The following is a 25,460-nucleotide window of genomic DNA, read 5'->3' on the forward strand; positions in this document are numbered from 1 at the left end:
GCGCGGTGGAAGGGGCCGCGGGCGCCGGAGAGACCGTCCGGCGAGCGCTGGCCGGGTAACGGGTCTGTCCAGGTGGGCGTGCAGCCCTGAGGCGTTGGTCGGGCAACCGGGGAAGGAGACTCCTCGGTGTCAGCCGACCTTCTTCCAGTCCTGGCAGCCGCTGGTCTTGAAGTACTCGCCCTTGTTGAGGGTCACGCGGCCCTGCCCCTGGAGGTTGTCGTTCGCGATGATCGCGTCGAACTCGCCCGAGGCGTTCTTCAGCCGTGCCCAGTAGCAGTTCGGGATGATGCTGTCCTCCTCCGGGCCACCGGTCCGGTAGGTCCCCGCCTGGACGTCCTCGCCGACGAGGTACTGGCCTTCGCCCGAGAAGATGCTCGGGGGACCGGCCTTCTTCTTCGGCTTCGGCTTGGCCGCGGCAGTCGCCTTGACCGTCTCGGTGACGGTCACCGCCGGCTGAGGCTTGGCCGCGGCGGTCTTGGTGACCGTGGTGGCCGGCGAGGCGCCCGAGGCGTTCGCTGTACCACCGGACTCGCCGCCGCCTCCGATCGCGGCACCGAAGATCAGCGCGACCAGCGCCGTCGCACCGTGGGTGAGCCAGACCTTGCGCCGCGTGGGCGTAGGACCGGTGGGCGGTTGGCCCGGGTGGGGCGGCTGGGCGAACGGGTGCGCCGTCAGCTGCGGAGGAACCGTCCCCCAGCCAGCGCCTCCACCCATGCCTCCCGACGGCTGGTGGCTGGGCGGAGTCGAGGGCATGTCAGTCATGGGGAGACCTCCGGATCGGTGACTGCGGAGAGCACCGGATGTCGGTGCGCCGAACGAGCACCAGAGTGGGACCGGAAGGCTCCAAAACCCTTTGGAGAAGCTGATAACTGGGGTTATCAGCTTCTTCCTCAACACGTTCTTCACCTAGCTGTAGGGTTCTGCCTGCCGCGAGCCCACCGAGGGCTGCCGGGGCCATGGACGCCCTGTCGGGGCCAGCACAGAGGGGGCGAGGCGAGTGACCAGCACACGCGAAGAGGCCGTGTCGCCCATCGTGCCCGAGCCGCCGGCCTGGCGGATCACGTATGCGGAAATCGCCACCCTTGCCCAGGTGCGTCGGCCCGTCCCCACCACCTGGAGCCGTAGGCACCCCGACTTCCCCGCGCCCGTCGCCCACGAGGAAGGGCGGCCCCTGTTCGACGCCCGTGCGGTCGTCGACTGGCTGACGACGACGGGCCGCGGCAACGCCGATCCCCGCCACCTGCGGGCCGAACTGGCCCTGTACACCCTCGCCGCCTGGCGGACGCCGGCCCTTTCCGCCCCTGTCCTGGTGGGGGCGCTCACCGCGCTGATCTGCCTGCGCCGGCAACTCGACGCCCCGCTCTCGGGTCGGAGCTGGGACGCGATCCTTACCCAGGCCGACGAGCTCGACCCCGAGGACACCTACATGTCGGCCGAGTTGCAGGCCGTTCCGGAGCCGGACCGCATCGGCCCCGAGCTGGCCGCATTGGCCGACGAGCTGACCGAGGCCGCCTACACCCCCGCTGAGGCTTTCGACTGGGTCTTGGAGGCCCGCCGCCGCCTCGGCACCTACGACCTGGCTACCGACGAGCCCACCCCGGCGGTGGCACGCGCCCTCGCGGCCCTGTCTGGCGTCGACACCCTCGACGAAGGCTCCGTCGTCGCCACCCCGCACGCCTGCTCCGGCGACCTGCTTGCCGCCCTGCACGCCCTGGCCGCCGAGGACTCTGGGCACACCTACCTCGCCGCCGACCCTGATCCGGTGCGGGCCCGTCTGGTCCGCCGCCGGATGCTCGTCCGAGGCGTGAACGAGTTCGACCTCGGCGTCACCGAGGGGGAGGATCTGCCTGTCGACGATTGGGGATACCCCCATCTGCTGGTCTCTGTCCTCCCCTATGAATCGGCGGAGAACCGCAGCCCGCAGGTCGTGCTGGAGCAGGTGCAGGCACTGACCGACTACCTTGGGGAAGGTTCAACAGCCGTCGTCCTCGGCCCCGCCGATGTGCTCGTTCGCCCGTTCCCCCGGCACAGCGAGGCCGACCGTCTGCGCCGGTCCTTCCTCCGGGACAGTTTACTCAAGGCCGCGGTGAGCCTGCCCGACGGCGCGTTCCCGTACCGTCCCGGCTACCGCACCGCCCTCTGGGTACTGGCCCGCACGTCGGCGGAACACCGCACGGGCCTGGTCCTCCTCGCCGACTACTCTGCGCAGCCGCTCACCGATACCGTCCTTGACGCGCTCGCCGAGGACATCGCCATCTGGCGCGCGGCCCCCTGGCGCGGTGATCGCCGCCACGAACCCCGCCACGCGGTGATCATCCCGGCGAAGGACCTCGACGACCGGCCGGGCGCCGCCTTCACCACCCAGCACCGCCCGCCCACGGCCCGCTACACGCGGGGCGTCATCGAGCGTCCGGTCCGCATCAGCGCACTGGAGCAGCGCCTGACGGAGCTGCACGAGCAGGCGCGGCAGCGCACCGACCTGCGCACGGCACTGAGCACCCAGGCCGTACTGCGCCCTGACGACCAGCCGGTACGGCGCACCACTGTCCGCCGACTCCTCGACGACCGACGCCTGCGCCGACGCCCCGGGCACCGTTTCGCCGACGAACACCTCACGGCAGACGGCCACTACACGGTGCTTACCCCCGACGAGGTCCTCGGCATCGCACACCCGGGCGGACGCCGCATCGACCGTGGAGTGCTCCTCACCGGCTACGAGCACGCCCTGTTCACCGAGCCGGGCGACATCGTCGTCACCACGAGCCCCCGCTTCGGCACCTACGTCGACGAAGCGGGCCTCTCCCTGGTGGCAGCCCCGGCCCGCATTCTCCGCGTCCACCCCGACGCCGACCCGCCGGTGCTGCCACGGGTGCTCGCGGCACTGCTGCGGGCGGCCGCTGCCGAGTACGCGCGCACCAGTGGCGCGGTGCGGGCCTCGCGAGGCATCGAAGACCTCCTCATCCCCGACCTGAGCAGGCGCGAGGCCGAGCGTTTCGACACCGTGCTCGCGGAGATCGAGACCCGCGCGCACCTCCTGCGGGAGCAGTCTGCCGCTCTCGACGACCTGGCCCGCCTTACCGCCGCCGGCATCGCCGACGGCACGCTCACCCTCCAGAACCTCCCCGGAACCGACGACTGAAGGAGACGTTCCGTCCCATGCCACCCCGCAACAAGACTGCTGCCGACCAGGCATCGCTGTTCAGTGCATCCACCGCCAAGGAGATCCAGGACATCCTCTGGAAAGCGGCGGACAAGCTGCGCGGCTCCATCGACGCCGCCCAGTACAAGGAGTTCGTCCTCGGCCTGATCTTCCTGAAGTACGTCTCCGACGCCTTCGACGAGCGCCGCTCCCAGCTCGCCGCGGAACTCGCCGATGACGGCATCACCGAGGACCGGATGGACGACTTCCTGGAGGACCGGGACGAGTACACCGGCGCCCACGTCTTCTGGGTGCCGGAGACCGCCCGTTGGACTTGGATCGCCACCCACGCCAAGAGCCAGGGCGTCGGCAAGCTCCTCGACGACGCGATGGACGCGGTCATGCGCGAGAACGCCTCGCTCACGGGTGTCCTGCCGAAGATCTTCAACCGCGACAACGTCGACCAGAAGCGTCTCGGTGAACTCGTCGACCTCATCAGCGACGCCCGCTTCGGCGGCAACGGCGACAAGCCCGCACAGGATGTGCTGGGCGAGGTGTACGAGTACTTCCTCGGCAACTTCGCTCGTGCCGAGGGCAAGCGGGGCGGCGAGTTCTACACGCCGCAGTCCGTGGTCCGGCTGATCGTGGAGATCCTGGAGCCGTACGAGGGACGGGTCTACGACCCCGCGTGCGGCTCGGGCGGCATGTTCGTCCAGGCGGCCAAGTTCATCGAAGCCCACGCCGGGCGCGCCCACAAGGCCGATATCTCGGTCTTCGGTCAGGAGCTCAACGAGCGCACCTGGCGCCTGGGCAAGATGAACCTCGCCATCCACGGCATCGACGGCAATCTCGCCCCCCGCTGGGGCGACACCTTCGCCGACGACAAGCACCCCGACCTCAAGGCCGACTTCGTCATGGCCAACCCGCCGTTCAACATCAAGGACTGGGCGAGGGACGAGAGCGACCCCCGGTGGAGGTACGGGGTTCCGCCCAAGGCCAACGCCAACTACGCCTGGCTCCAGCACATGATCGCCAAGCTGGGTGAGCGGGGCACCGCTGGCATCGTTCTGGCCAACGGCTCCATGAGCTCCCAGCAGAGCGGCGAGGGCGAGATCCGCCAGGCGCTGGTGGAGGCCGACCTGGTGGCGTGCATGGTCGCGCTGCCGTCCCAGCTGTTCCGCACGACGCAGATCCCGGCCTGCTTGTGGTTCCTGGCCAAGGACAAGACCCCGCAGGGCGCGAAGCGCCTGGACGACCGGCGCGGCGAGATCCTGTTCATCGACGCCCGGAACATGGGCGAGATGGTCGACCGTACGGAGCGTGCACTGACGGAGGCCGACCTCGCGAAGATCGCCGGCACGTACCACGCCTGGCGGGGCACGGCTTCGGCACGCGAGGAGGGGCTGACGTACGAGGACGAACCGGGCTTCTGTTGCTCGGCGGACCTTGCGACGGTCCGGGAACACGGGTACGTGCTGACACCGGGGCGGTATGTGGGTGCTGTTGAGGCGGAGGAAGAGGGGGCGGAGGCGGTGGCAGAGCGGATCGCTGCGCTGACGGAGGAGTTGTACGGGCTCTTTGAGAAGTCGGCGGAGCTGGAGACGGTGGTTCGGGAGCAGTTGGGGAGGGTCGATGTCTGAGTGGATGACGACCACTCTCGGAGAGAGTGGTGCATGGCTTTCCGGCGGTACCCCCAACACCTCACGGCCTGACTATTGGGGCGGCGATATTCCTTGGATCTCTGCGGCGAGTCTCAAGGAATTTCAGGTCCAAGACTCCGATCGCAGAGTCACGGCAGAGGGGGTGATGAATGGAACTCGACTTGTCCCGCTTAATGCAATTTTGATGGTAGTGCGCGGAATGAGCCTCAAGAGTGAATTCCGCATGGGGATTACGAGGCGGGAAGTTGCCTTCGGCCAGGACTGCAAGGCTCTTATTGCCAGGCCGGATATCCATCCCATGTTCTTGGCTTACGCTATTAAGGCGAAGACTCCAGAGATTCTAGCGCTGGTCGATGAGGCGGGTCACGGTACGGGAAGACTGCAGACGGACCGGCTATTCGGTGTCGAAATTGGCATCCCCAGATCGCTGGACGAGCAGGCCGCAACAATTCGATTGCTTCAGGCGCTGGATGACAAGATCGCCGTCAATGAGCGCATTGCCGCGACCGCCAGGCAACTTGGCATGGCCCTCTTCGGCCAGGCTTCACTCGAGGGCGATCTCATGCAGGTCGACGTCGCATCGGTCTCCAGTGTGCTCACCCGAGGAATCGCCCCCAAGTATTCTGAATCTAGTGATGATGTCACGGTTCTGAATCAGAAATGCGTCCGCGACGGGCGTGTGAATCTTGCCCCCGCGCGTCGAACGCTGTCTGAGAAAGTCAAAGCTCAGAAGCTGCTCCATCGAAACGACGTGCTGGTTAATTCGACGGGTGTCGGGACTCTTGGTCGAGTCGCGCGGTGGACTTTCGATAGCCCAGCCACTGTCGACTCGCACATTACGATCGTGCGCTTTAATGAAGTGCGCGTGGATCCCGTCTGTGCGGGGTTTGCATTGCTTCTTGCGCAACCTGAGATCGAGGAAATGGGTGAAGGTAGTACTGGGCAAACCGAGCTTCGTCGAGCTCAACTCGGCGATATGGAGATCACTCTTCCCAGTAGGGCGCGGCAGCAGATGCTCCGCGCTGATCTTGATGCTCTAGAAGAGCGTGCCGACCGAGCACTGGCAGAATCTCAGACCCTCGCTGCCCTCCGTGACACCCTCCTCCCCCAGCTCATGTCCGGCCGCCTTCGCGTCAAAGACGCCGAGAAGATTGTCGAGGACCACACATGACGCACGATGACGAGAGCGGAAGCAGAAGAAGCCAGAACCACCGCCCCCTGGAAGCCGACTGGGAAATCCTCGCCCTCGACGAGCTCGCCGAGCTGGCCTGGCTCCCCGCCGCCGGAAACGAGTTCGCGCCCGGCTCCGGGCACCGTAAGTCCTGGGATGACCTGATCCTCTACCCCGACCTCCGTGAGGCGATCGAGCGGCTTAACCCCGAGCTGCCCCCAGACGCCGTGCGCGACGCCATCGCCGCCGCGGCGACCCCGGAGTCGCAGGACACCTACGAGGAGAACCGCACCGCCCACGGTTACGTGACCACCGGCATCCGCTCCGTCGTATACACCGACGCCTTCGGTGCCGAGCACAACCCGACCGTCCGCCTCGTCGACCTGGCGGACCCGGACGGGAACACGTACCGCGCGCTGAACCAGGTCACGGTCGTCGACGGCGAGAAGCGGCGTCGTTTCGACATCGTCCTGTACGTCAACGGACTTCCGCTCGCCGTGCTGGAGTTGAAGCGCGCCGGCGACGAGAACGCCACGCTCCAGGACGCGCACTCCCAGGTCTCCCGGTACGTGAAGGAGTTCCCGACCGCCTTCCGCTACAACGCGGTGGTGCTGGTCTCTGACGGCATCACGGCGAAGTACGGCACGCCCTTCACCCCGTACGAGCACTTCGCGCCGTGGAACACGGACGAGACCGGGGCCCGCGTCGACCCATTCACCGCGGACGGCGACGGGGTGGCCGACTCGGGCCAGAACCTGGCGCTGCACGGGCTGTTCACCCAGCCCCGCTTCCTCTCCCTCTGCCGGTCGTTCATCAACTTCGTGCCGTCCAAGCAGATGAAGCGCATCGCGAAGCCGCACCAGTACTTCGCGGTGACCCGTGCTGCGGAGAAGGTGCGCGAAGCGGCAGCCGGAGACGGGAAGGCCGGTGTCGTCTGGCACACGCAGGGCTCGGGCAAGTCCGAGGAGATGGTGCTCACCACGGCGATGGTGATGAGCGACCCCGCCCTGCTGAATCCGACCGTCGTCGTCATCACCGACCGCAACGACCTCGACGACCAGCTGTACTCCACCTTCCTGGAGAGCGAGATCCTCCCGGGTACACCTCTCCAGGTCGCGACCCGGGCCAAGCTGCGGGAGGAGCTCGCGGCCAAGCGGACCGGCGGCATCCTCTTCACCACCCTGCAGAAGTTCGGCAAGACCAAGGAGGAGAAAGAGTCGGGGGCCGACCACCCGCTGCTCTCCGACCGGCGCAACATCGTGGTCGTCGTCGACGAGGCCCACCGCAGCCACTACGACAACCTCGACGGCTACGCCCGCCACCTCCGCGACGCCCTCCCGCACGCCACGCTCCTCGCTTTCACCGGTACGCCGATCTCCGAGGCAGACCGCAACACCCGCGAGGTGTTCGGCGGTTACATCGACATCTACGACCTCAAGAGGGCCGCCGACGACGGCGCGACGGTCAAGGTCTTCCACGAGGGCCGGGTCATCAAGCTCGTCCTCGGCAAAGACGTCGACCCGACGAAGATCGACGAGGAGGCCGACCGCATTACCGACGGCCTCGACGATACCGAACGCCGCCGGGTCGAGACGGCCGTCGCCACGATGAATGCCATGTACGGCTTGCCGGCCCGTGTCAGGGATCTTGCCGGGGACCTAGTGGCGCACTGGGAGGAGCGGCGAGAGCGGATGCAGCCGTTCGTCGGCGTCTCCGAGCAGGGCGGGGCAGCCGGCAAGGCGATGGTCGTCTGCGCGACCCGTGAGATCTGCGTCAAGGTTTACGACGCCCTGCGCGAGTTGCGGCCGGACTGGCACAGCGACGAGCCCGCCAAGGGCGCGATGAAGATCGTCTTCTCCTCGAACTCCCGCAAGGACGAGGACCACCTGCTCGTCCACGCTCTGCCCGACGGCCAGCGCAAGGCGGTCATCAACCGGGCCAAGGACCCCGACGACGAGCTGGAGCTGCTCATCGTCAACAACATGCTGCTGACCGGCTTCGACGCGCCACCGGTGCACACCATGTACCTGGACCGTCCGCTCAAGGGCGCCAACCTGATGCAGGCCCTCGCCCGGGTCAACCGCCGCTTCCGCGGCAAGGAGGACGGTCTCCTCGTCGGCTACGCTCCGCTGACCGAGAACCTCCAGAAGGCGATCGCTGAGTACACGGACGCCGACCAGGAGGACCAGACCCTCGGTCAGAACCTCGACCGTGCGCTGGACGAGCTGCGCAACGAGTACGACATCCTCAGCGACATCCTGCGCGGCTTCAACTGGCGTGCGCGTCTTGAACAGCCGACGGCGAAGGCGTTCGTCAACGCCGCTGGCGGGGCCGCCGAGCACCTCCGGAACCCGCGTACCCCCGGCAACGATCCGGAGAAGCTCGACGACCCCCGCCAGACCCTCGGCCGACGCTTCCGCGAGCACTCCCACCGCCTGGAGCGCTTCTACGCGCTGTCCGCCAGTGCCACGCACATCGGCGAGCGTTTCCCGGACCATTCGGCCTGGCGTCGGGACATCCAGTTCTTCGTCGAGGTCCGCGCCTACATGGCCAAGCTCGACGCGGCGGAGCGCGAGGCGCGCGGTCTGCCCATCGCCCGAGACGTCGAGCTGTACCTCGCCCAGCTGACCTCGTCCGTGGTCGAGACCGGCGGGATATCAGACCTGTTCGCCGAGGCCGGCCTGGAGATGGCCGACCTGACGCACCTCAACGACGCGCTCGTCGCCAAGCTCCAGGGCAGCGACACCCCGCACCTCGCGGCGGAGGCGCTGCGGCGGCTCATCGAGCAGAAGATGCGCGAGGTCACGCGCCACAACATCGTCCGCCGCACAGCCTTCTCCGACCGCTTGCAGGACCTCATGATCCGGTACACCCGGCAGCAGTACACGAGTGCCGAACTCATCGCCAAACTCGTTGAGATGGCCAAAGAGGTGGTCGAGGACGCCAGGCGCGGCGAGAAGTTCGAACCACCGCTTAACTGGCGCGAGCTCGCCTTCTACGACGCCGTGGCCGAGCACGGCACGGCTCAGGAACTCATGGGCGACGAGATCCTGGCGAGCATCGCCCGCGACCTCGTCGCGGAGGTCCAGAAGAAGCTCAAGCCGGACTGGATCGCCCGCGAGCCGGTCCGTGCCGGTCTCCGCAGCGCCATCAAGCGCCTGCTGGCCCGCCACGGCTACCCGCCGGACCGTCGTGCGGAGGCGGTGAAGCTGGTCCTGAAGCAGATGGAGCACTTCGCCGACGAGTGGGCCACCACCGGTATGCCGGACAGCTGAGTCCGCGCGGCCACGTCGGCGCAGAGCAGTGCACCCGTCCCGACCGGGTCGGGGCCGAGGTCTCCCGCCTTCGGAAGACCTCGGCCGCGGCCCGGCGATCACTCTGCGAACCCCGACCACCTTCGACGGCGAGAAGCCACTTCAGGAGCGGACCATGGACAACGAGATTCAGCTGATCAGCGACGGGGATGGGCTGACAGTCATCGGGAGCGCGAAGGATGTCGAAAACTTCCTAGCTTCGGAGGGACTGCCGTCCAAGAGCCTCGGACCGCGATGGTACAAGTCCGTCTTCGCTACGGGTGCTGCAGTCGCAGAGGCAGGATCGGAGTTCGCCGCCAACTCCGCTCACTGGGTGAAGCTGACCCCGAAGTCGGCGCTGCTTCTCAAGAAGTATGGCCTGAGGGAGAGCGCGAAGACGGGGCTCAGCACGGGTGTGCTGAAGGGGCAGAAGGGTCAGATCAAGGGATTCCTCGAGTTCGCGCACGCGCCCCGATCGCTCCTGTCCAACCCGGCGACTCTTGCCAACGCCGGGAAGTTCATGGCGCAGGTTGCGATGCAACAGACCATGGACGAGATCACTGACTATCTCGCCGCGATCGACAAGAAGGTCGACGACGTACTGCGTGCCCAGAAGGACGCTGTGTTGGCCCGCATGATCGGGGTGGGCTTCGTGATCGAGGAGGCCATGACCATCCGAGAGAAGCGGGGCAGGGTCGACGAGGTCACCTGGTCGAAGGTGCACGCCGCGCCGGCGACGATCGCGGAGACGCAGGCGTATGCGCTGCGTCAACTCGACGCGCTCGCGGAGAACATGGAGCGCCAGACCAAGATCAGCGATCTCGCCACGATACTCAAGGAAGCTGAGGTCATCGTTCGAGAATGGCTCGCCGTTCTGGCTCGCTGTTTCCAGTTGCAGGACGCGATCGCCGTACTGGAACTCGACAGGGTGCTGGACGCGTCCCCCGATGAGCTCAACGGGCATCGCCTCGGCCTGAAGGCGGCCCGGCAGGACCGGCTGGAGCACATCTCGCGGAGCAGCGAAACTCTGCTGGCCAGGATGAACGCCGCTGCCGGCGTGGCCAACGCCAAGGTGTTGCTGCACCCGACCACGTCCCCGGCTGTGGTCCAGTCGAGCAACCAGGTCGCGACTGGCGTCCATGGCTTTCACGTGCGGCTCGGAATCGAGTCCGGTGGCGACTCATCTGAGGCGAGGCGATGGACGGAAGCTGCCCTGGAAGTGAGGGACAAAGCGTTGGAAACAGGAGTAAAAGGTGTTGATGCTGCCCGAAGCCTTGGCAACGAGACCCTCGACCGGGCCAACTCGGTGAAGAACAAGCTCTCCAGCGGTATCGCCGAGCGAGCGCGTCGTCTGCGCGGGAACGACGAGCAAGGCGACAAGAAGACTGAGTGAGCGCCGACCATCCCGGTATGCCGGACGACTGACGCACGCTCCTGCCGACTCTGCACCAGAAGGATCACCGTCCGGCCCTGAGCTGGGTGGTCGTCATGGCTTCCCGCCACGTCGGGTATGCGGCGGGAAGCGTCGCTCGTCTACCGTGGCCAGTAGGACGGCGGTGACACGGACGGGTCCACACGCTCGAAACGGTGCTTGCTCACCGGGTTCAAGCCCTTGATGTGAATCAGCTGCTGGGTGTCTGCTTCGCTGAGCTCACCGACGATCAGGGGCATGGCCGCTACCACCGCACCCATGGCCAGGCCCAGACCGGTCATGCCCCTGTGCGCCTGGCTGAAGCGGATATGGTGCATGCCCGACTTCTTGATGGCCTCCGTCTCCGACGGATCCTCCAGCTGTCGGGCGTCCCTGGTCAGGAAGGCATCGAAGCCCTTTCTCGCAGCATCGGGGAGAAGCGCGAGATCCTTCTTGCCCGCCCACTTGATCTCACTGACGTGCTTGACCTCGTGTCCGGGCAGGATCCGTCTGAGCATCTCCAGCACCTGTACGGGGACGTTCTCGTCGATGAGGATCCGCATCAGGCAGCGCGCGCTCCCGTGCTGTAGCTGTCCACGTAGAGGGCGAAGGAAGCAGCGTCACGTGCGGCGTCAGCGGTGACGCCGGGGTAGTAGTCGGCGATCTTCTCCGGTGGGATGCCGTCCTCGACCAGCTCTGCGACGGTGTCGAAGGGGATCCTCGTGCCCGTGATCACGGGCTGTCCGCCCTGGGTCTCGGGGTCGACCGTGACGTGCTGCTTCGGCTGGAGCAGGTGAGGGACGACGACGCCGGCTCTGGGAGCGAACTCCTGCAGGATGTCGGCCATGGTGGCGACCACTCGTTGGCCAGGGCGTTTGACCAGATCGGTGCCATGGTCATCGTGGCCTGCGAGGACGATGGAGTCGCCCTCGGCCACCAGGGAGTAGCTGGACAGGTGCTCGACCTCCCCGATCTTCCTCAGGGTGGCCAGGGCTGCGCGGATCTTCTGGAGTGACACGTCCTGGCGAAGGTGGGCGAACGCGCGCAGCGCGAGTACGTCCCGGAAGGAGTACAGGGCCGGCCTGGCTGCCAGCTCGGGCTGAAGGATCGGCCCGTTGCCACGGTCCTGCCTCCACGTGCGCAGTTGTCCGACCGTCGCTCCCGAGAGGGCCGCAGCCATGCGGGTTGAGTACGCCATCTGCTGCCTCCCATCCTGGTCGCGTGCTGTGGGGTGCCATCATCCCAGTTCTCCGAGCGGGAACGCTACAGAACGACGAGAGCCCAGATGCTCCAGATCCTCTGCGGCGAAGCGGTGAAACGTCCAGCCTGCGTGAGCCGTGCGTGAGCGGACAGGTCGGCACGGGCCGGACCGGACGAGCACGTGCCTCTCGGTGGCACGCCGCTGACCAGCAAAAGCAGGACCCAGTGCCACGGCTCGGCATCCACCGTCACGATCTCGCAAGCCCTCGTAATGCGCAGGTAGCGGGTTCGAATCCCGCAAGCGGCTCACTCGGAAACCCCAGATCGGATCCCTTCTCCTGGGGTTTCTTCTGGCGCTACGCAGGGCCCTGGCGCGGGCGCCGCGCGAGCCAGGGCATACGGCGGCCACGTGTGAGGTGAGCGCGCGCAGGAGGCCCCGGTGTGTGCTTTCCGCTGCCGGTGTTGTGAGTCCTCGACAACGTGCTGACACAGGGGCCGAGCTGGTCAGAGCCCCAAAAAATGCCCTTCGTTCCTATCTGCGGGCCGTCATGCTGGAGGACATGCACCCTCGTGACGAAGAGATATGGCGGGCGATCGATCGGGGCGACCGGGAGATCGACTGGGAGGCGTGGTTCGGCCACCCGGAGGGGGCCGACTATCTCTCCGCGGCCGGACACGAGGTCACTGCTCGGGCGGTGGTCGGCCTGACGTCGTTCTTCGACAGCCGCTGGCTGCCCAGGGCCGTGACCCCCTCGCCCGCGGCCAGCCGGGACAGAGACACTTTCGTCGGACTGGGCCGTTCCTCACCAGTGCTTCAGTTCTTCAACGGCGCTGACAAGGGGGCGTGGGTTGAGGCGGTGCGGTGGTGGGCTGCCTACGCCTACTTGGAGAAGGCCGGGGTACCCGGCTTCGCCTCCGTCCGCCGTGACGCCCGCCGTGACGTCACCCTGTCCCGGTTCCTGCACACCCAGACACAGGCCCGCCTTGCGCTCATGGGCGCGGCCCGCGGACTCCCGGTCGAACTGGAGCCGGCGAAGGCCAGCGGGGGTCCCGGCGACATCCGGATCGGACCGGTCTTCATCGAGGTTGTCACCTTTGCAGAGGACCAGAGGCTCCAGGACTACGAGAGGTTCCGCGAGAGTTGCCGGATGCACCTCTTCGCCCTGGATAGGGGGCGCGAGATCTACTGGGAAGGCGATCTCCCCGAACTCCTGAACGGCCACGACTTCGAGGCATGGAAGAAGCGCACCGAAGAAGCCGCCGACGAGTGCATGGCCTCGGGGACCGCAGGCGACGTCGTGACCAGTTCTGGGCGACGGCTGACCGTCCGCCCTGGGAAGGCTCCTCTCGACACCAGCCTCGCCGGGGACGCGGTGGAAAGCGACCAGGGCAAGCGACTCCTGGGCAAGGTGCGGGGTAAGGGCGCCAAGACGGAGGGAGCCGGCACCGCGTGGATCTGGGTAGAGGACCACAGCGGCCTTTTCCACTTCCCTACGCCCTTCGCCGACATGACGCTCGCTGCGAAGACCGACGCGCTCGCGGACCTGCTTGGACCCGTTCTGAAGGAGTACACCCATGTCGCTGGAATCGTCGTCTCGAACGCAGCCCACCGACGCCTGCCCCTCCCGCCGGACGAGGACGCGCCCCGTCGAGCCGGACAGGGCTTCCAGCGCGGACTGCCCCTCGACAGGGTCCGCGAGACCATCGTGATCCCCCGGAGGATCCTGTTGCCCGAGCAGACGAGCCTGATCGCCCGCATGTGCGATGCCGAGGCAGCTTCGCTCAACTGGGCTCTGGCGAAGCTCGGCGTCCCCGGGGGTGTGTCATCCCTGTTGTCGGCTCCTCCGGACCCTCGTCCGGCCCCCCTCTGGACACCGTGAGGCCGACTTCCGGTGTGGGGAACCTCAGGAGGACCGAGAAGGGGAGGGCTGCAGGCCTCGCCAACAGTTTGATCCAGACGGGCCGCTCACCTTGGGCCGCTCCAGTAACCTGGCCTGGGAGGCATTGCGCATCTCCTGGCCCGGCAAACCAGCCCGTTCCTACTCGTGCATGCGGGGGCGCCGCTGTGTCGCTGCGGGCACCGACGGGGCAGCGCCGCCAGCGGCCAGATTGTTCGCCAGCAAGGCCCGTAGTGGCAAAGCGCTCGAGACGGGACAGCGCGACACTGGATGAATGTCTACTCGCCCTATCACGCCGGGACGGCTGCAACGACGTCCGGCCGAGCCGCACGGATCGCCGCGACCAACGCGTACAGGTGCGGATCGAACATGGCCCGATACTTCGTGGGCGGCGACTGCATCGACACGAACCGCACTCGCGGGTCGCCGACGGGGACGTGGGACGCCACCGTCACCGCCGCTCCTCGGACGTTGCGAGGCCACTTCGACGACAACTCTCCGTGAAGGCTGACGGATGCTCAGGCATCTCTGACGTGTCGTCAACTATTCAAGATCATCTTGCACGTGCGTTGCACAAGGCGCTGAAAAACAACAGTGATCAATGGACAGTCGCGAAGGTGAGTATCCGCAGGTCAGCCAGCATGTTGAGGTGTCGTGCCCCTTGCCTCCAAGGGGCACGACACCTCACCGGTCAGATGTCCCGGAAGATCTCGATCTGCGCCCCGATCGAGTTCAGCCGCTCGGCGAGGTCCTCGTAGCCGCGGTTGATGACGTAGACGTTGCGCAGCACCGACGTGCCCTCGGCGGCCATCATGGCCAGCAGGACGACCACGGCGGGGCGCAGGGCCGGCGGGCACATCATCTCGGCGGCTCGCCAGCGGGTCGGGCCTTCGACCAGCACCCGGTGGGGGTCGAGGAGTTGCAGGCGGCCACCCAGGCGGTTCAGGTCCGTCAGGTAGATCGCCCGGTTGTCGTAGACCCAGTCGTGGATCAGCGTCTTGCCCTGCGCGGAGGCCGCGATGGCCGCGAAGAACGGGACGTTGTCGATGTTCAGACCCGGGAATGGCATCGGGTGGATCTTGTCGATCGGCGCCTCCAGCTTGGAGGGCCGGACGGTGAGGTCCACCAGCCGGGTGCGGCCGTTGTCGGCGAAGTACTCGGGCGTGCGGTCGTGGTCGAGGCCCATCTCCTCCAGGACCGCCAGCTCGATCTCCAGGAACTCGATCGGCACCCGACGCACCGTCAGCTCCGACTCGGTGACGACGGCGGCGGCCACCAGGCTCATCGCCTCCACCGGGTCCTCGGAGGGGGAGTAGTCGACGTCGACGTCGATGTCCGGCACGCCGTGCACGGTGAGCGTGGTGGTGCCGATGCCCTCGACCCTGACGCCGAGCACCTCCAGGAAGAAGCACAGGTCCTGGACCATGTAGTTGGAGGAGGCGTTGCGGATGACGGTCACGCCGTTGTGGCGGGCCGCTGCCAGCAGCGCGTTCTCGGTCACGGTGTCGCCGCGCTCGGTCAGCACGATCGGGCGGTCCGGGCGGACGGCGCGGTCCACCACGGCGTGGTACTGGCCCTCGGTGGCGGTGACGTCAAGACCGAACCGGCGCAGCGCGATCATGTGCGGCTCGATGGTCCGCGTGCCGAGGTCGCAACCGCCCGCGTAGGGCAGCTTGAAGTGGTCCATCCAGTGCAGCAGCGGACCGAGGAACATGATGATGGACCGCGTACGGCGGGCGGCGTCGGCGTCGATGGCGTCCAGGTCGAGGTCGGCCGGCGGCACGATCTCCAGGTCGGTGCCGTCGTTGATCCAGCGGGTGCGCACGCCGACGGAGTTCAGCACCTCCAGCAGGCGGTACACCTCCTCGATCCTGGCCACCCGGCGCAGCACCGTGCGCCCCTTGTTGAGCAGCGAGGCGCACAGCAGCGCCACGCACGCGTTCTTGCTCGTCTTCACGTCGATCGCGCCGGAGAGCCGGCGGCCGCCCACCACCCGCAGATGCATGGGGCCCGCGTAGCCCAGCGAGACGATCTCGCTGTCCAGGGCCTCGCCGATGCGGGCGATCATCTCAAGGCTGATGTTCTGGTTGCCGCGCTCGACGCGATTGACGGCGCTCTGGCTGGTGCCGAGCGCCTCGGCCAGCTGTGCCTGCGTCCAGCCCCGGTGCTGCCGGGCGTCACGGATGAGCTTGCCGATGCGTACGAGGTAGTCGTCTGCCATGAGGTTGAGGTTATCTCAGATATGAGATGGCGCCTCCTGGGGGGTCCATTCGGGTGATGAGCCGTCAGTGGGCCCCGGGTCAACGGGTTCGATGCCGCCCGAAAGGTCCGGGTATTCCAGGTACGTCCGTCGATGTTCCGTGGTGGTGTGCGGTGCCGGGTGGCGCCTCGCGTCGCGCCGCGGCTTCGGTCGCGGAGGGCGCGCCGGTCCCGTCGGGCAGTCCGGGCCCAGTCCGCGCATGACCATTCGGCCCCCATGTATTAGAGTTATCTCGACATCGAGATATCTGCCGGGGTGCACCACAGCCGCCACTGGTAAGGGCTGCCTGACTTAGGCTTACCTTACTGGATTGCTCGAGTTGCCGTGGCGGCAGGATCGTGGTGGTACGCGCACATGAATGAAGGAGACTGTCGTGTCGGCGAACAGCTTCGACGCCCGCAGCACGCTGCAGGTGGGCGACGAGTCGTACGAGATCTTCCGGCTTGACAAGGTCGAGGGCTCGGCCCGACTGCCTTACAGCCTGAAGGTGCTGCTGGAGAACCTGCTCCGCACCGAGGACGGCGCGAACATCACCGCCGACCACATCCGTGCCCTCGGCAGCTGGGACTCCCAGGCCAAGCCGTCGCAGGAGATCCAGTTCACGCCGGCCCGCGTGATCATGCAGGACTTCACCGGCGTGCCCTGTGTCGTGGACCTCGCCACCATGCGCGAGGCCGTCAAGGAGCTCGGCGGCGACCCGGCGAAGATCAACCCGCTGGCCCCGGCCGAGCTGGTCATCGACCACTCCGTCATCGCCGACAAGTTCGGCACCAACGACGCCTTCAAGCAGAACGTCGAGCTCGAGTACGGCCGCAACAAGGAGCGCTACCAGTTCCTGCGCTGGGGCCAGACCGCCTTCGACGAGTTCAAGGTCGTCCCGCCCGGCACCGGCATCGTCCACCAGGTCAACATCGAGCACCTGGCCCGGGTCGTGATGGTCCGCGACGGCAAGGCCTACCCCGACACCCTGGTCGGCACCGACTCGCACACCACCATGGTCAACGGCCTCGGCGTGCTCGGCTGGGGCGTCGGCGGCATCGAGGCCGAGGCCGCCATGCTCGGCCAGCCGGTCTCCATGCTCATCCCGCGGGTCGTCGGCTTCAAGCTCACCGGCGAGCTGCCCACCGGCACCACCGCAACCGACCTGGTGCTCACCATCACCGAGATGCTGCGCAAGCACGGCGTGGTCGGCAAGTTCGTCGAGTTCTACGGCGAGGGCGTGGCCGCGACGAGCCTGGCCAACCGCGCCACCATCGGCAACATGTCGCCGGAGTTCGGCTCCACCGCCGCGATCTTCCCGATCGACGACGAGACCATCAACTACATGCGCCTGACCGGACGCCCCGAGCAGCAGCTCGCGCTCGTCGAGGCGTACGCCAAGGAGCAGGGCCTCTGGCTGGACCCGAACGCCGAGCCGGACTACTCCGAGAAGCTCGAGCTGGACCTGTCCACCGTCGTGCCCTCCATCGCCGGCCCCAAGCGCCCGCAGGACCGCATCGTCCTGGCGAACGCCGCCGAGCAGTTCAAGCAGGACGTCCGCAACTACGTCGACAGCGTCGACGAGGCGGGCGTGGAGTCCTTCCCGGCCTCCGACGCCCCGGCCGTCCACCCCAACGGCGCCCCGACCAACCCGGTTCCGGTCACCGCCCCCGACGGCACCACCTACGAGCTGGACCACGGCGCCGTCACCGTCGCGGCCATCACCTCCTGCACCAACACCTCCAACCCTTACGTCATGGTCGCCGCCGCGCTGGTGGCCAAGAAGGCGGTGGAGAAGGGCCTGACCCGCAAGCCGTGGGTCAAGACGACGCTGGCGCCTGGCTCCAAGGTCGTCATGGACTACTACGACAAGGCCGGCCTGACGCCGTACCTGGACAAGCTGGGCTTCAACCTCGTCGGCTACGGCTGCACCACCTGCATCGGCAACTCCGGCCCGCTGCCGGAGGAGGTCTCCAAGGCCGTCAACGAGCACGACCTCGCGGTCACCTCGGTCCTCTCCGGCAACCGCAACTTCGAGGGCCGGATCAACCCCGACGTCAAGATGAACTACCTGGCGTCCCCGCCGCTGGTCGTCGCCTACGCCCTCGCCGGCTCCATGAAGGTGGACATCACCCAGGACGCGCTCGGTGTCGACCAGGACGGCAACCCGGTCCACCTGCGGGACATCTGGCCGACCGAGGCCGAGGTCAACGACGTCGTGGCCAACGCCATCGGCGAGGACATGTTCTCCAAGTCCTACTCCGACGTGTTCGCGGGCGACGCCCAGTGGCAGTCGCTGCCGATCCCGACCGGCAACACCTTCGAGTGGGACGCCGAGTCCACCTACGTCCGCAAGCCCCCGTACTTCGAGGGCATGACGATGGACCCGGCCCCGGTCGAGGACATCGCCGGCGCCCGGGTGCTCGCCAAGCTGGGCGACTCGGTCACCACCGACCACATCTCCCCGGCCGGTGCCATCAAGGCCGACACCCCGGCGGGCCAGTACCTCACCGAGCACGGCGTGCAGCGCCGCGACTTCAACTCCTACGGTTCCCGCCGCGGCAACCACGAGGTGATGATCCGCGGCACGTTCGCCAACATCCGCCTGCGCAACCAGATCGCGCCGGGCACCGAGGGCGGCTACACCCGCGACTTCACCCAGGACGGCGGTCCGGTCTCCTTCATCTACGACGCCTCGCGCAACTACATCGAGCAGGGCATCCCGCTGGTCGTCCTGGCCGGCAAGGAGTACGGCTCCGGCTCGTCCCGCGACTGGGCCGCGAAGGGCACCGCACTGCTCGGAGTCAAGGCCGTCATCGCCGAGTCCTACGAGCGCATCCACCGCTCGAACCTCATCGGCATGGGCGTCCTGCCGCTGCAGTTCCCGGAGGGCCACTCCGCGTCCTCCCTCGGCCTGACCGGCGAGGAGACCTTCTCCATCACCGGTGTCACCGAGCTCAACGAGGGCCGCACGCCGAGCACGATGAAGGTCACCACCGACACCGGTGTCGAGTTCGACGCGGTCGTCCGCATCGACACCCCCGGTGAGGCCGACTACTACCGCAACGGCGGCATCATGCAGTACGTGCTGCGCAGCCTGATCCGCAAGTAACGGATCGGATCCTGTAGGGCAGTTGGGCCGTATCCCCGGCAACGGGGGTGCGGCCCCGCTCTTTCATGCCGGACGTTCACAGCCGCCGCCGTGCACGCCGGCTGCACCGGCGAGTGAGGTGGGGGCGCTCCCATGGCGGCGGACCGGAACCTGGCGTCCGGAGGGGCTCCCGCCTCGCCCACCGATGGTGCCGGCTGATACGACACCCATGTGCGACAACGTTGCCAAATGGGTCTGTTCATGACTGCGCCGCCCTCCGCCGACAACGATGTCGATACTGGCGCCCAGGACCCCGCCCGCGTGAGCACAGGCCGCGCCCGCGCACCCGTACGCGGTCTTCCGTGACACCACCGGCGCACGCCACCGTCCCTGAGGCTTGTGCGGCCGGTGCTGCGCGACCTGTCCGAAGGAGGAGGGGCCGCGTCATGCGTTTTCCGTCCCATGTCCCTGCTGCCGGCCGCGGTGCTCGCGACCGGCGGCGCCACCCCCGCCCTCGCCGTCTTCACCGCCGCCACGGGCTGACCGGTCGGCGGGACGGCACGAAGGGGCGGGCCCCGTGGGCCCGCCCCTTCCTCATGCCGGATGCCGGAGGTGCGTCAGGCCAGCAGCTCCACTTCCGCCAGTGTCGAGGCGCCGTCCAGGACCAGGCGGTACTTCTGGTAGGGGCCCGGTGCGGCGATCGTGAAGGGGCGGGTCTGCTTGTCCCAGGCGAAGGACTCGCCCGAGCGCCGGTCCACCGTCTTCCAGGTCGTGCCGTCGGTGGAGGCCTGAAGGGTCCAGCCGGCCGGGGCCTCGGCGCGGTCGGCGGGCGAGGTCAGGGTGTACTGGACGGCCTTGGTGGTTCCTGCCGCCGGCAGGTCCACCGTCGTCACCGCGGCCTCCGTCGACGAGGTGTCGTCGAACAGCGCCCCGTCGCCCTTCAGCACGTCCGCCCGCGGGCTCGGCGCCTTGTCGCCGGTCGTGATCGACACCGGCGCCGCGTCCTTGCCCGTGCCCCACGAGGAGGGGCGCGGGCCCATGTCGAACTGGAGGACACCGCCCTTGGACAGCAGGGAGTGGGGCAGGCTCGTGGAGTTCCACGCCTTGCCGTTGAACCGCACGCCCTGCACGTACACGTTCTTCGCGCTGTTCTTCGGGGCCTGGATCACCAGATCGCGGCCGCCGTCCAGATGCAGCGTCGCCCTGGTGAACAGCGGGGAGCCGATGGTGTACTCGCCGCTGCCCATGACCAGCGGGTAGAACCCGAGCGCGGAGAACAGGTACCAGGCCGACTGCTCGCCGTTGTCCTCGTCGCCGTGGTAGCCCTGGCCGATCTCGCTGCCGACGTACAGCCGGGAGAGCGCCTCACGGACCTTCTCCTGCGCCTTCCACGGCTGCCCCGCCGCGTCGTACATGTAGATCACGTGGTGGGCGACCTGGTTGGAGTGGCCGTACTGGCCCATCCGCACGTCCCGCGCCTCGGTCATCTCGTGGATGACACCGCCGTAGGACCCGACGAACTCCGGGGAGGCCGTCTCGGGAGTGGCGAAGTAGGTGTCGAGCTTGTCCGCCAGGCCCTTGCGCCCGCCGTACAGGTTCGCCAGGCCCCGGCTGTCCTGCGGGGCGGTGAAGGCGTAGCCCCAGCCGTTGGTCTCCGTGTAGTCGTAGCCCCACACGCGCGGGTCGTACTTCGACTGGTCGAGGCGCCAGTCGCCCCGGGCGTCGCGGCCCTGGAAGAAGCCGACCCGGGAGTCGAAGAGCTTCACGTAGTCCTGGGCCCGGTTGAGGAAGTACTCCGCCTCCTCCTTGTAGTGCTTCTGGCCCGTCTTCTTGTAGAGGGCCTCGCCCATCTTCGCGATGCCGTAGTCGTTGACGTAGCCCTCCATCGCCCAGGACAGGCCCTCGTGCGTGGCCGTGCTGGTGTAGCCGAGGAAGGGCGAGGTGGTCATGCCCTTGCGGCCCACGCCCGACGACGGCGGCACCACGGTCGCGTTCTTCAGGGCCGCGTCGTAGGCCGCCTTCGCGTCCATCGGCACGCCCTTGACGTACGCGTCCGCGAAGGCCACGTCCGAGGAGGTGCCGGTCATCAGGTCGGCGTAGCCGGGTGAGGACCAGCGGGAGGTCCAGCCGCCGTCCTTGTACTGCTGCACGAAGCCGTCGACCATCTCACCGGCCTGACCGGGCGTCAGCAGCGAGTACGCCGGCCAGGTGGTCCGGTAGGTGTCCCAGAAGCCGTTGTTGACGTACACCTTGCCGTCGACGATCTTCGCGCCGGTGTGTGTCGGCGTGTCCTGGCCGGGCATCGGCGAGAACGGGGAGGCGTACTGGTACTTCCCGCCGACCTTCTCGAAGCCGGAGTTCGGGTACAGGTACAGCCGGTAGAGGCTGGAGTAGAGCGTGGTCAGCTGGTCGGGCGTGGCGCCCTGGACCTCGACCTTGCCGAGCACCCTGTCCCAGGACCGCTGGGCGGCCGCCTTGACGGCGTCGAAGGAGGTGCCGTCCGGGACCTCCTGCCGCAGGTTGTCCTTCGCCTGGTCGATGCTGATGAGGGAGGTGGCGAGACGCAGGGTGACCGTGCGGTCCTTGCCCGCGTCGAAGCGCAGGTAGCCCTTGACACCGCTCGACGAACCGTCCTTCACCGGCTTGTCGAACACGCCGTAGACGAACAGCCGGGTGGCGCCGGTGGACAGCCCGGACTTGACGTCCGAGTAGCCGGTGACGACGCCGTGCTCCTTGTCCAGGGTCAGGCCCGCCTGCTCGGTGACGTTGTCGAACAGCACGCTCGCGTCGTCGCCCGGGTAGGTGAAGCGCAGGACGGCCGCGTGGTCGGTCGGCGTCATCTCCGCCTCGAGGCCGTTCTCGAAGCGCACCCCGTAGTAGTACGGCCGCGCGGTCTCGTTCTCGTGCCGGAAGGCGAGCGCGCGGGCGGTGCGGCCGGTGTCCGGGGTGCCCGCGGCGGCGGACGGCATCACCTGGAAGGTCTGCCGGTCACCCATCCAGGGGCTCGGCTCGTGGCTCGCGCTGAACGCCTGGATCGTCGGCAGGTTGCCGTCGTTGTTCGCGCGCGCGTACTCGTACAGCCAGCTCAGCGAGGACGCGTTGGTCACCGGCGTCCAGAAGTTGAAGCCGTGCGGCAGGGCGGTCGCGGGGAAGTTGTTGCCGCGCGAGAAGCTGCCGCTGGAGTTGGTGCCGCGGGTGGTCAGCGCGTAGTCCGACAGGTGCGCCTTCGGCTTCTCCTGCGGCGCCTGCCCGATGACCACGTCGTCCAGCCAGCCGCGGAACTTCGCGGGGCCGGTGGGGGAGTCGTAGGCGAGGAGGACCCGGTCGATGGTCTTGCCGGCGGCGACCGAGCCGATCCGGGAGACCACGTTGTTCCACTGGTTGACGTACAGCGCCCTGGCCGCGCCCTGGCCCTGCGGGCTCAGGGTGAAGCCGTGCTGGTCGGTCGCGCCCAGCCGGCTCAGGTAGGTGCCGTCGGTGAAGGCGAGGTCGACGGCTGCGTTGGTGGCGTCGTAGTCGCGGTCGCCGTCGGCCATGGACGGGTAGAGGCGGTACGACAACTGCGTGTCGGGCAGCACCTCGACGTTGACGTCGAAGACCTTGTTGTACGAGTACGCCCGGCCCTTCGCGGTGTGCCTTCCGGCGTACCGCAGGGCCCTCTTGCCCGTGTATCCGGCGCCCGACTTGGCGGTCGGGGAGCCGCTCGGGCCGCGGTCGACCAGCGAGAGCATGTCCTGCGGGGCCGGCGCGTCGTCGCCGCCGGTGGAGAACTGCACATCGGCGAGCTGGAGTATGTCCGAGGCGCCGTTGTTCCCGGTGACGTCGAGCCGGAAGTGCTGGTACTCGGCCGGTTCGGCCAGGTCGTAGGTCCTGGTCTGGAACCGTTCGGAGAAGTTCTCCCCGGTGCGGGTGTCGAGGGTCTTCCAGTCCTTGCCGTCGGTGGAGCCCTTCAGGGACCAGTCCTTCGGGTCGCGCCCGGCGAAGTCGTTGGCGGACGTGAGGGCGTAGCGGGCGATCTTCACCGGTTTGTCGAAGTCGAACTCGACCCAGCCGGTGGGCTCGAACGTCAGCCACTTGGTGCCGGACTCGCCGTCGACGAGGTTCTCCTTCACCTCCCCGCCGCCGGTGTTCTCCCCACTGGCCCGGACCTCGGTGATGTGGTCGTCCACATTGCCCGGGATGCCGGTGCTGTAGCCGCCGTCCACGCCCGAGGCGCGCTTGCCGCCGTCCCGAGCGGTGTCGACCGTGTTCAGCCAGTCCGGCGCCGGATCGCCGGCCTCGAACGAGGAGCTGAACTCCCGGCCGGCGGCCGGGGGCTTGCCGGGCAGGGCGACCGCGACCCCCTGCGAGCCGGCTGCCGTGACGAAGGCGGCCGTGATGGCGATCGCCGGACCCCATCTGTGCCGTACTCTGCGCTGCATGCGCGGTGTCCCTCCCTGCATTCGGACAACGTTGTCAGCTCTTTGCGCAAGGACCAGTAGGGAGCCAAGTGACCAGTGATGTCAAGGGTGTTGGGTGTGGCATCTGGGCACAAAGGAGAGGATATTTCCGTCAAGGGAAGCCCACGGGCGGCTCATATTCTGCGTGAGGTCTCAACTCGGAAAAGACCCGCGGTGAACCTTGCTCTCGATCTTGCTCCGCTGACCGGAAGTGGACTATACCTGTCGGCGTCCGCGCGACCGTGAGACCGGCCGGAAGCGGGCCCGGGGGAGTCGGAAGGGGCGGTTCGACGTGTGAAACGCGTCGGCCTCCTTGTCTTCCGTCCGATCCCGGTGCATGGCGCACGACGTACTTCCTGCACGACCCAGCTTGACCCGACCGCGGTGCCGGGGAGGATCCGGTTCACCGCCTGAGTCCTGGAGAAGGCGAGGACTTGAGCATGGGATCCACTTCCGCCGAGAACCACGGAGGCGTTGGCCGCCGGGCTCTGATCAAGCGGTCCGCCGCACTCGGTCTGATCAGCGTTCCCGCGATGAGCTTCCTGTCCGCCTGCGCCAGTGGTGGCGACAGCGGTCAGGACAAGGCCAAGGCCGGCAAGAAGACCGAGAAGAACCCGCTCGGTGTCAACGACACCGCGCAGATGGAATTCGTCCTGTTCGACGGCGGCTTCGGCAAGGCGTACGCCGAGGACGCCGTGAAGGTCTATCAGAAGGACTTCCCCAAGGCGAAGACCAAGTTCGCCGCCACGCAGAAGATCCAGTCGACGCTCCAGCCGCGCTTCAACCAGGGCAACCCGCCGGACCTCATCGACAACTCCGGCGCGGAGCAGATGGACATGGGCGTCCTCGTGGGCAAGAACCAGCTCGCGGACCTCACCCCGCTGCTGGACGCGGCCTCCTACGACGACCCGAGCAAGAAGGTCCGCGACACGCTGCGCCCGGGCATCGTGGAGATGGGCCAGTTCGACGGTCAGCCGGTCTGGATCCTGTACTACGCCTACGCGGTCTACGGCGTGTGGTACTCGCAGAAGGCCCTGGACTCGCTGGACGAGAAGTACCCGGAGACCTGGGACGAGATGCTCAAGGTCTGCGAGAAGGCCAAGAAGAAGGGCATGGCCGGCTGGACCTACGCCGGCAAGTACCCCTACTACCTGCCCTTCTCGCTCTACCCGATGATCGGCAAGGTCGGCGGCCGCGAGGTCCTGGACGCCATCGACAACCTCGAGCCCAACGCCTGGAAGCACCCGGCGGTCAAGGCCTGCTTCGAGGCCTACTACGAGCTCTACCGGAAGGGCTACGTCCTCAAGGGCACCCCGGGCCTGGACCACATCCAGTCGCAGACCGCCTGGGCCAAGGGCAAGGCGCTGTTCATCCCGAACGGCTCCTGGGTGGAGAACGAGTCCGCCAACGTCATCCCGCAGGACTTCGACCTCGCCGTGTCCGCGCCCACCGGCCTCGACAGCTCCGACAAGATGCCGTTCGGCACCATCTGGGCCTCCGGCGGCGAGCCGTTCGTCGTCCCGGCCAAGGCCAAGAACCCCGAGGGCGGCATGGAGCAGCTGCGCATCATGCTCAGCGAGGCCTCCTCGAAGAACTTCACCTCCAAGGTGAAGTCGCTCACCGCGTACAACGGCGGTACGGACGGCATTCCGCTCACCCCCGGACTGAAGTCCGGAGTCGCGGCGCTGGACAAGGCCGGCTCCAACGTGGTGAACCCGCGGCTGCAGGACTGGTACGTGCAGCTCCAGAAGGAGAAGATCGGTGTGTCGGGCATCGGCGAGATGATGGCCGGCCGCCTCACTCCGGCCGAGGCCATCAAGAAGATCCAGGGCTTCGCCGACGAGGCCGCGAAGGACCAGTCGATCAAGCACTACAAGCACCAGTAGTCCTGAGGATCCGTCACCAGCGGTAGCACCCA

14 protein-coding genes are annotated in these 25,460 nt (G+C 67.6%); 8 read left to right on the forward strand and 6 right to left on the reverse strand.

Annotation, left to right across the window (positions count from 1 at the left end; translation table 11 throughout):
- Window positions 1–129: 129 nt before the first annotated feature.
- On the reverse strand, window positions 130–714 hold the full coding sequence (locus ACFY4A_RS04535) for a hypothetical protein (protein WP_390827886.1): 585 nt from the start codon (window positions 712–714) through the stop codon (window positions 130–132).
- A 283-nt stretch (window positions 715–997) separates the two neighbouring features.
- On the opposite strand from ACFY4A_RS04535, the gene ACFY4A_RS04540 reads away from it, so the two are divergent.
- From ACFY4A_RS04540 to ACFY4A_RS04560, 5 genes are all read left to right on the forward strand, one after another.
- The gene (locus ACFY4A_RS04540) at window positions 998–3,139 is read left to right on the forward strand and encodes a hypothetical protein (protein WP_390827887.1); all 2,142 of its coding nucleotides are present in this window, start codon (window positions 998–1,000) and stop codon (window positions 3,137–3,139) included.
- 17 nt (window positions 3,140–3,156) lie between these two features.
- On the forward strand, window positions 3,157–4,779 hold the full coding sequence (locus tag ACFY4A_RS04545) for a type I restriction-modification system subunit M (RefSeq protein ID WP_390827888.1): 1,623 nt from the start codon (window positions 3,157–3,159) through the stop codon (window positions 4,777–4,779).
- Window positions 4,772–5,971 (forward strand): restriction endonuclease subunit S, encoded by a 1,200-nt coding sequence (locus tag ACFY4A_RS04550; protein ID WP_390827889.1) that lies wholly within the window; start codon window positions 4,772–4,774, stop codon window positions 5,969–5,971. Before ACFY4A_RS04545 ends, ACFY4A_RS04550 begins: the two co-directional genes overlap by 8 nt.
- Window positions 5,968–9,246: a type I restriction endonuclease subunit R gene (locus tag ACFY4A_RS04555; RefSeq protein ID WP_390827890.1), complete on the forward strand. Its 3,279-nt coding sequence runs from the start codon at window positions 5,968–5,970 to the stop codon at window positions 9,244–9,246. The genes ACFY4A_RS04550 and ACFY4A_RS04555 overlap by 4 nt, the downstream gene beginning before the upstream one ends.
- Before the next feature lie 154 nt (window positions 9,247–9,400).
- Window positions 9,401–10,657: a hypothetical protein gene (locus tag ACFY4A_RS04560; RefSeq protein ID WP_390827891.1), complete on the forward strand. Its 1,257-nt coding sequence runs from the start codon at window positions 9,401–9,403 to the stop codon at window positions 10,655–10,657.
- 140 nt (window positions 10,658–10,797) lie between these two features.
- Here the strand turns inward: ACFY4A_RS04560 and ACFY4A_RS04565 are convergent, their stop codons facing one another.
- The gene (locus ACFY4A_RS04565) at window positions 10,798–11,238 is read right to left on the reverse strand and encodes a DUF5615 family PIN-like protein (protein WP_390727911.1); all 441 of its coding nucleotides are present in this window, start codon (window positions 11,236–11,238) and stop codon (window positions 10,798–10,800) included.
- On the reverse strand, window positions 11,238–11,855 hold the full coding sequence (locus ACFY4A_RS04570) for a DUF433 domain-containing protein (RefSeq protein ID WP_390727910.1): 618 nt from the start codon (window positions 11,853–11,855) through the stop codon (window positions 11,238–11,240). The genes ACFY4A_RS04565 and ACFY4A_RS04570 overlap by 1 nt, the downstream gene beginning before the upstream one ends.
- Before the next feature lie 580 nt (window positions 11,856–12,435).
- Here ACFY4A_RS04570 and ACFY4A_RS04575 point away from each other — a divergent pair.
- Window positions 12,436–13,755 (forward strand): hypothetical protein, encoded by a 1,320-nt coding sequence (locus ACFY4A_RS04575; RefSeq protein WP_390727909.1) that lies wholly within the window; start codon window positions 12,436–12,438, stop codon window positions 13,753–13,755.
- A gap of 308 nt (window positions 13,756–14,063) precedes the next feature.
- Here ACFY4A_RS04575 and ACFY4A_RS04580 read toward each other — a convergent pair whose 3' ends face one another.
- Window positions 14,064–14,228 (reverse strand): hypothetical protein, encoded by a 165-nt coding sequence (locus ACFY4A_RS04580; RefSeq protein ID WP_390827892.1) that lies wholly within the window; start codon window positions 14,226–14,228, stop codon window positions 14,064–14,066.
- 236 nt (window positions 14,229–14,464) lie between these two features.
- Window positions 14,465–15,994: a helix-turn-helix domain-containing protein gene (locus tag ACFY4A_RS04585; protein WP_390827893.1), complete on the reverse strand. Its 1,530-nt coding sequence runs from the start codon at window positions 15,992–15,994 to the stop codon at window positions 14,465–14,467.
- A 412-nt stretch (window positions 15,995–16,406) separates the two neighbouring features.
- On the opposite strand from ACFY4A_RS04585, the gene acnA reads away from it, so the two are divergent.
- The gene (acnA, locus tag ACFY4A_RS04590) at window positions 16,407–19,124 is read left to right on the forward strand and encodes an aconitate hydratase AcnA (RefSeq protein ID WP_390827894.1); all 2,718 of its coding nucleotides are present in this window, start codon (window positions 16,407–16,409) and stop codon (window positions 19,122–19,124) included.
- A 596-nt stretch (window positions 19,125–19,720) separates the two neighbouring features.
- On the opposite strand, the gene ACFY4A_RS04595 is transcribed toward acnA, so the two are convergent.
- Complete coding sequence (locus ACFY4A_RS04595; protein ID WP_390827895.1) at window positions 19,721–23,524, reverse strand: GH92 family glycosyl hydrolase; 3,804 nt, start codon at window positions 23,522–23,524, stop codon at window positions 19,721–19,723.
- Between the two features lie 458 nt (window positions 23,525–23,982).
- Here ACFY4A_RS04595 and ngcE point away from each other — a divergent pair, with 458 nt between their 5' ends.
- Window positions 23,983–25,428, forward strand: a complete 1,446-nt coding sequence (gene ngcE / locus ACFY4A_RS04600; RefSeq protein WP_390827896.1) for an N-acetylglucosamine/diacetylchitobiose ABC transporter substrate-binding protein — start codon at window positions 23,983–23,985, stop codon at window positions 25,426–25,428.
- The last annotated feature ends 32 nt before the right edge of the window (window positions 25,429–25,460 follow it).

Source organism: Streptomyces sp. NPDC001292 (assembly GCF_042896465.1).
Lineage (GTDB): Bacteria > Actinomycetota > Actinomycetes > Streptomycetales > Streptomycetaceae > Streptomyces.

Coding starts and splice junctions, on each gene's coding strand:
- ACFY4A_RS04555 (WP_390827890.1), top strand. CDS start 5,968: ATGACGCACGATGACGAGAGCGGAAGCAGAAGAAGCCAGAACCACCGC.
- ACFY4A_RS04535 (WP_390827886.1), bottom strand. CDS start 714: ATGGGTGGAGGCGCTGGCTGGGGGACGGTTCCTCCGCAGCTGACGGCG.
- ACFY4A_RS04545 (WP_390827888.1), top strand. CDS start 3,157: ATGCCACCCCGCAACAAGACTGCTGCCGACCAGGCATCGCTGTTCAGT.
- ngcE (WP_390827896.1), top strand. CDS start 23,983: ATGGGATCCACTTCCGCCGAGAACCACGGAGGCGTTGGCCGCCGGGCT.
- ACFY4A_RS04595 (WP_390827895.1), bottom strand. CDS start 23,524: ATGCAGCGCAGAGTACGGCACAGATGGGGTCCGGCGATCGCCATCACG.
- ACFY4A_RS04565 (WP_390727911.1), bottom strand. CDS start 11,238: ATGCGGATCCTCATCGACGAGAACGTCCCCGTACAGGTGCTGGAGATG.
- ACFY4A_RS04570 (WP_390727910.1), bottom strand. CDS start 11,855: ATGGCTGCGGCCCTCTCGGGAGCGACGGTCGGACAACTGCGCACGTGG.
- ACFY4A_RS04550 (WP_390827889.1), top strand. CDS start 4,772: ATGTCTGAGTGGATGACGACCACTCTCGGAGAGAGTGGTGCATGGCTT.
- ACFY4A_RS04575 (WP_390727909.1), top strand. CDS start 12,436: ATGCACCCTCGTGACGAAGAGATATGGCGGGCGATCGATCGGGGCGAC.
- ACFY4A_RS04560 (WP_390827891.1), top strand. CDS start 9,401: ATGGACAACGAGATTCAGCTGATCAGCGACGGGGATGGGCTGACAGTC.
- ACFY4A_RS04585 (WP_390827893.1), bottom strand. CDS start 15,994: ATGGCAGACGACTACCTCGTACGCATCGGCAAGCTCATCCGTGACGCC.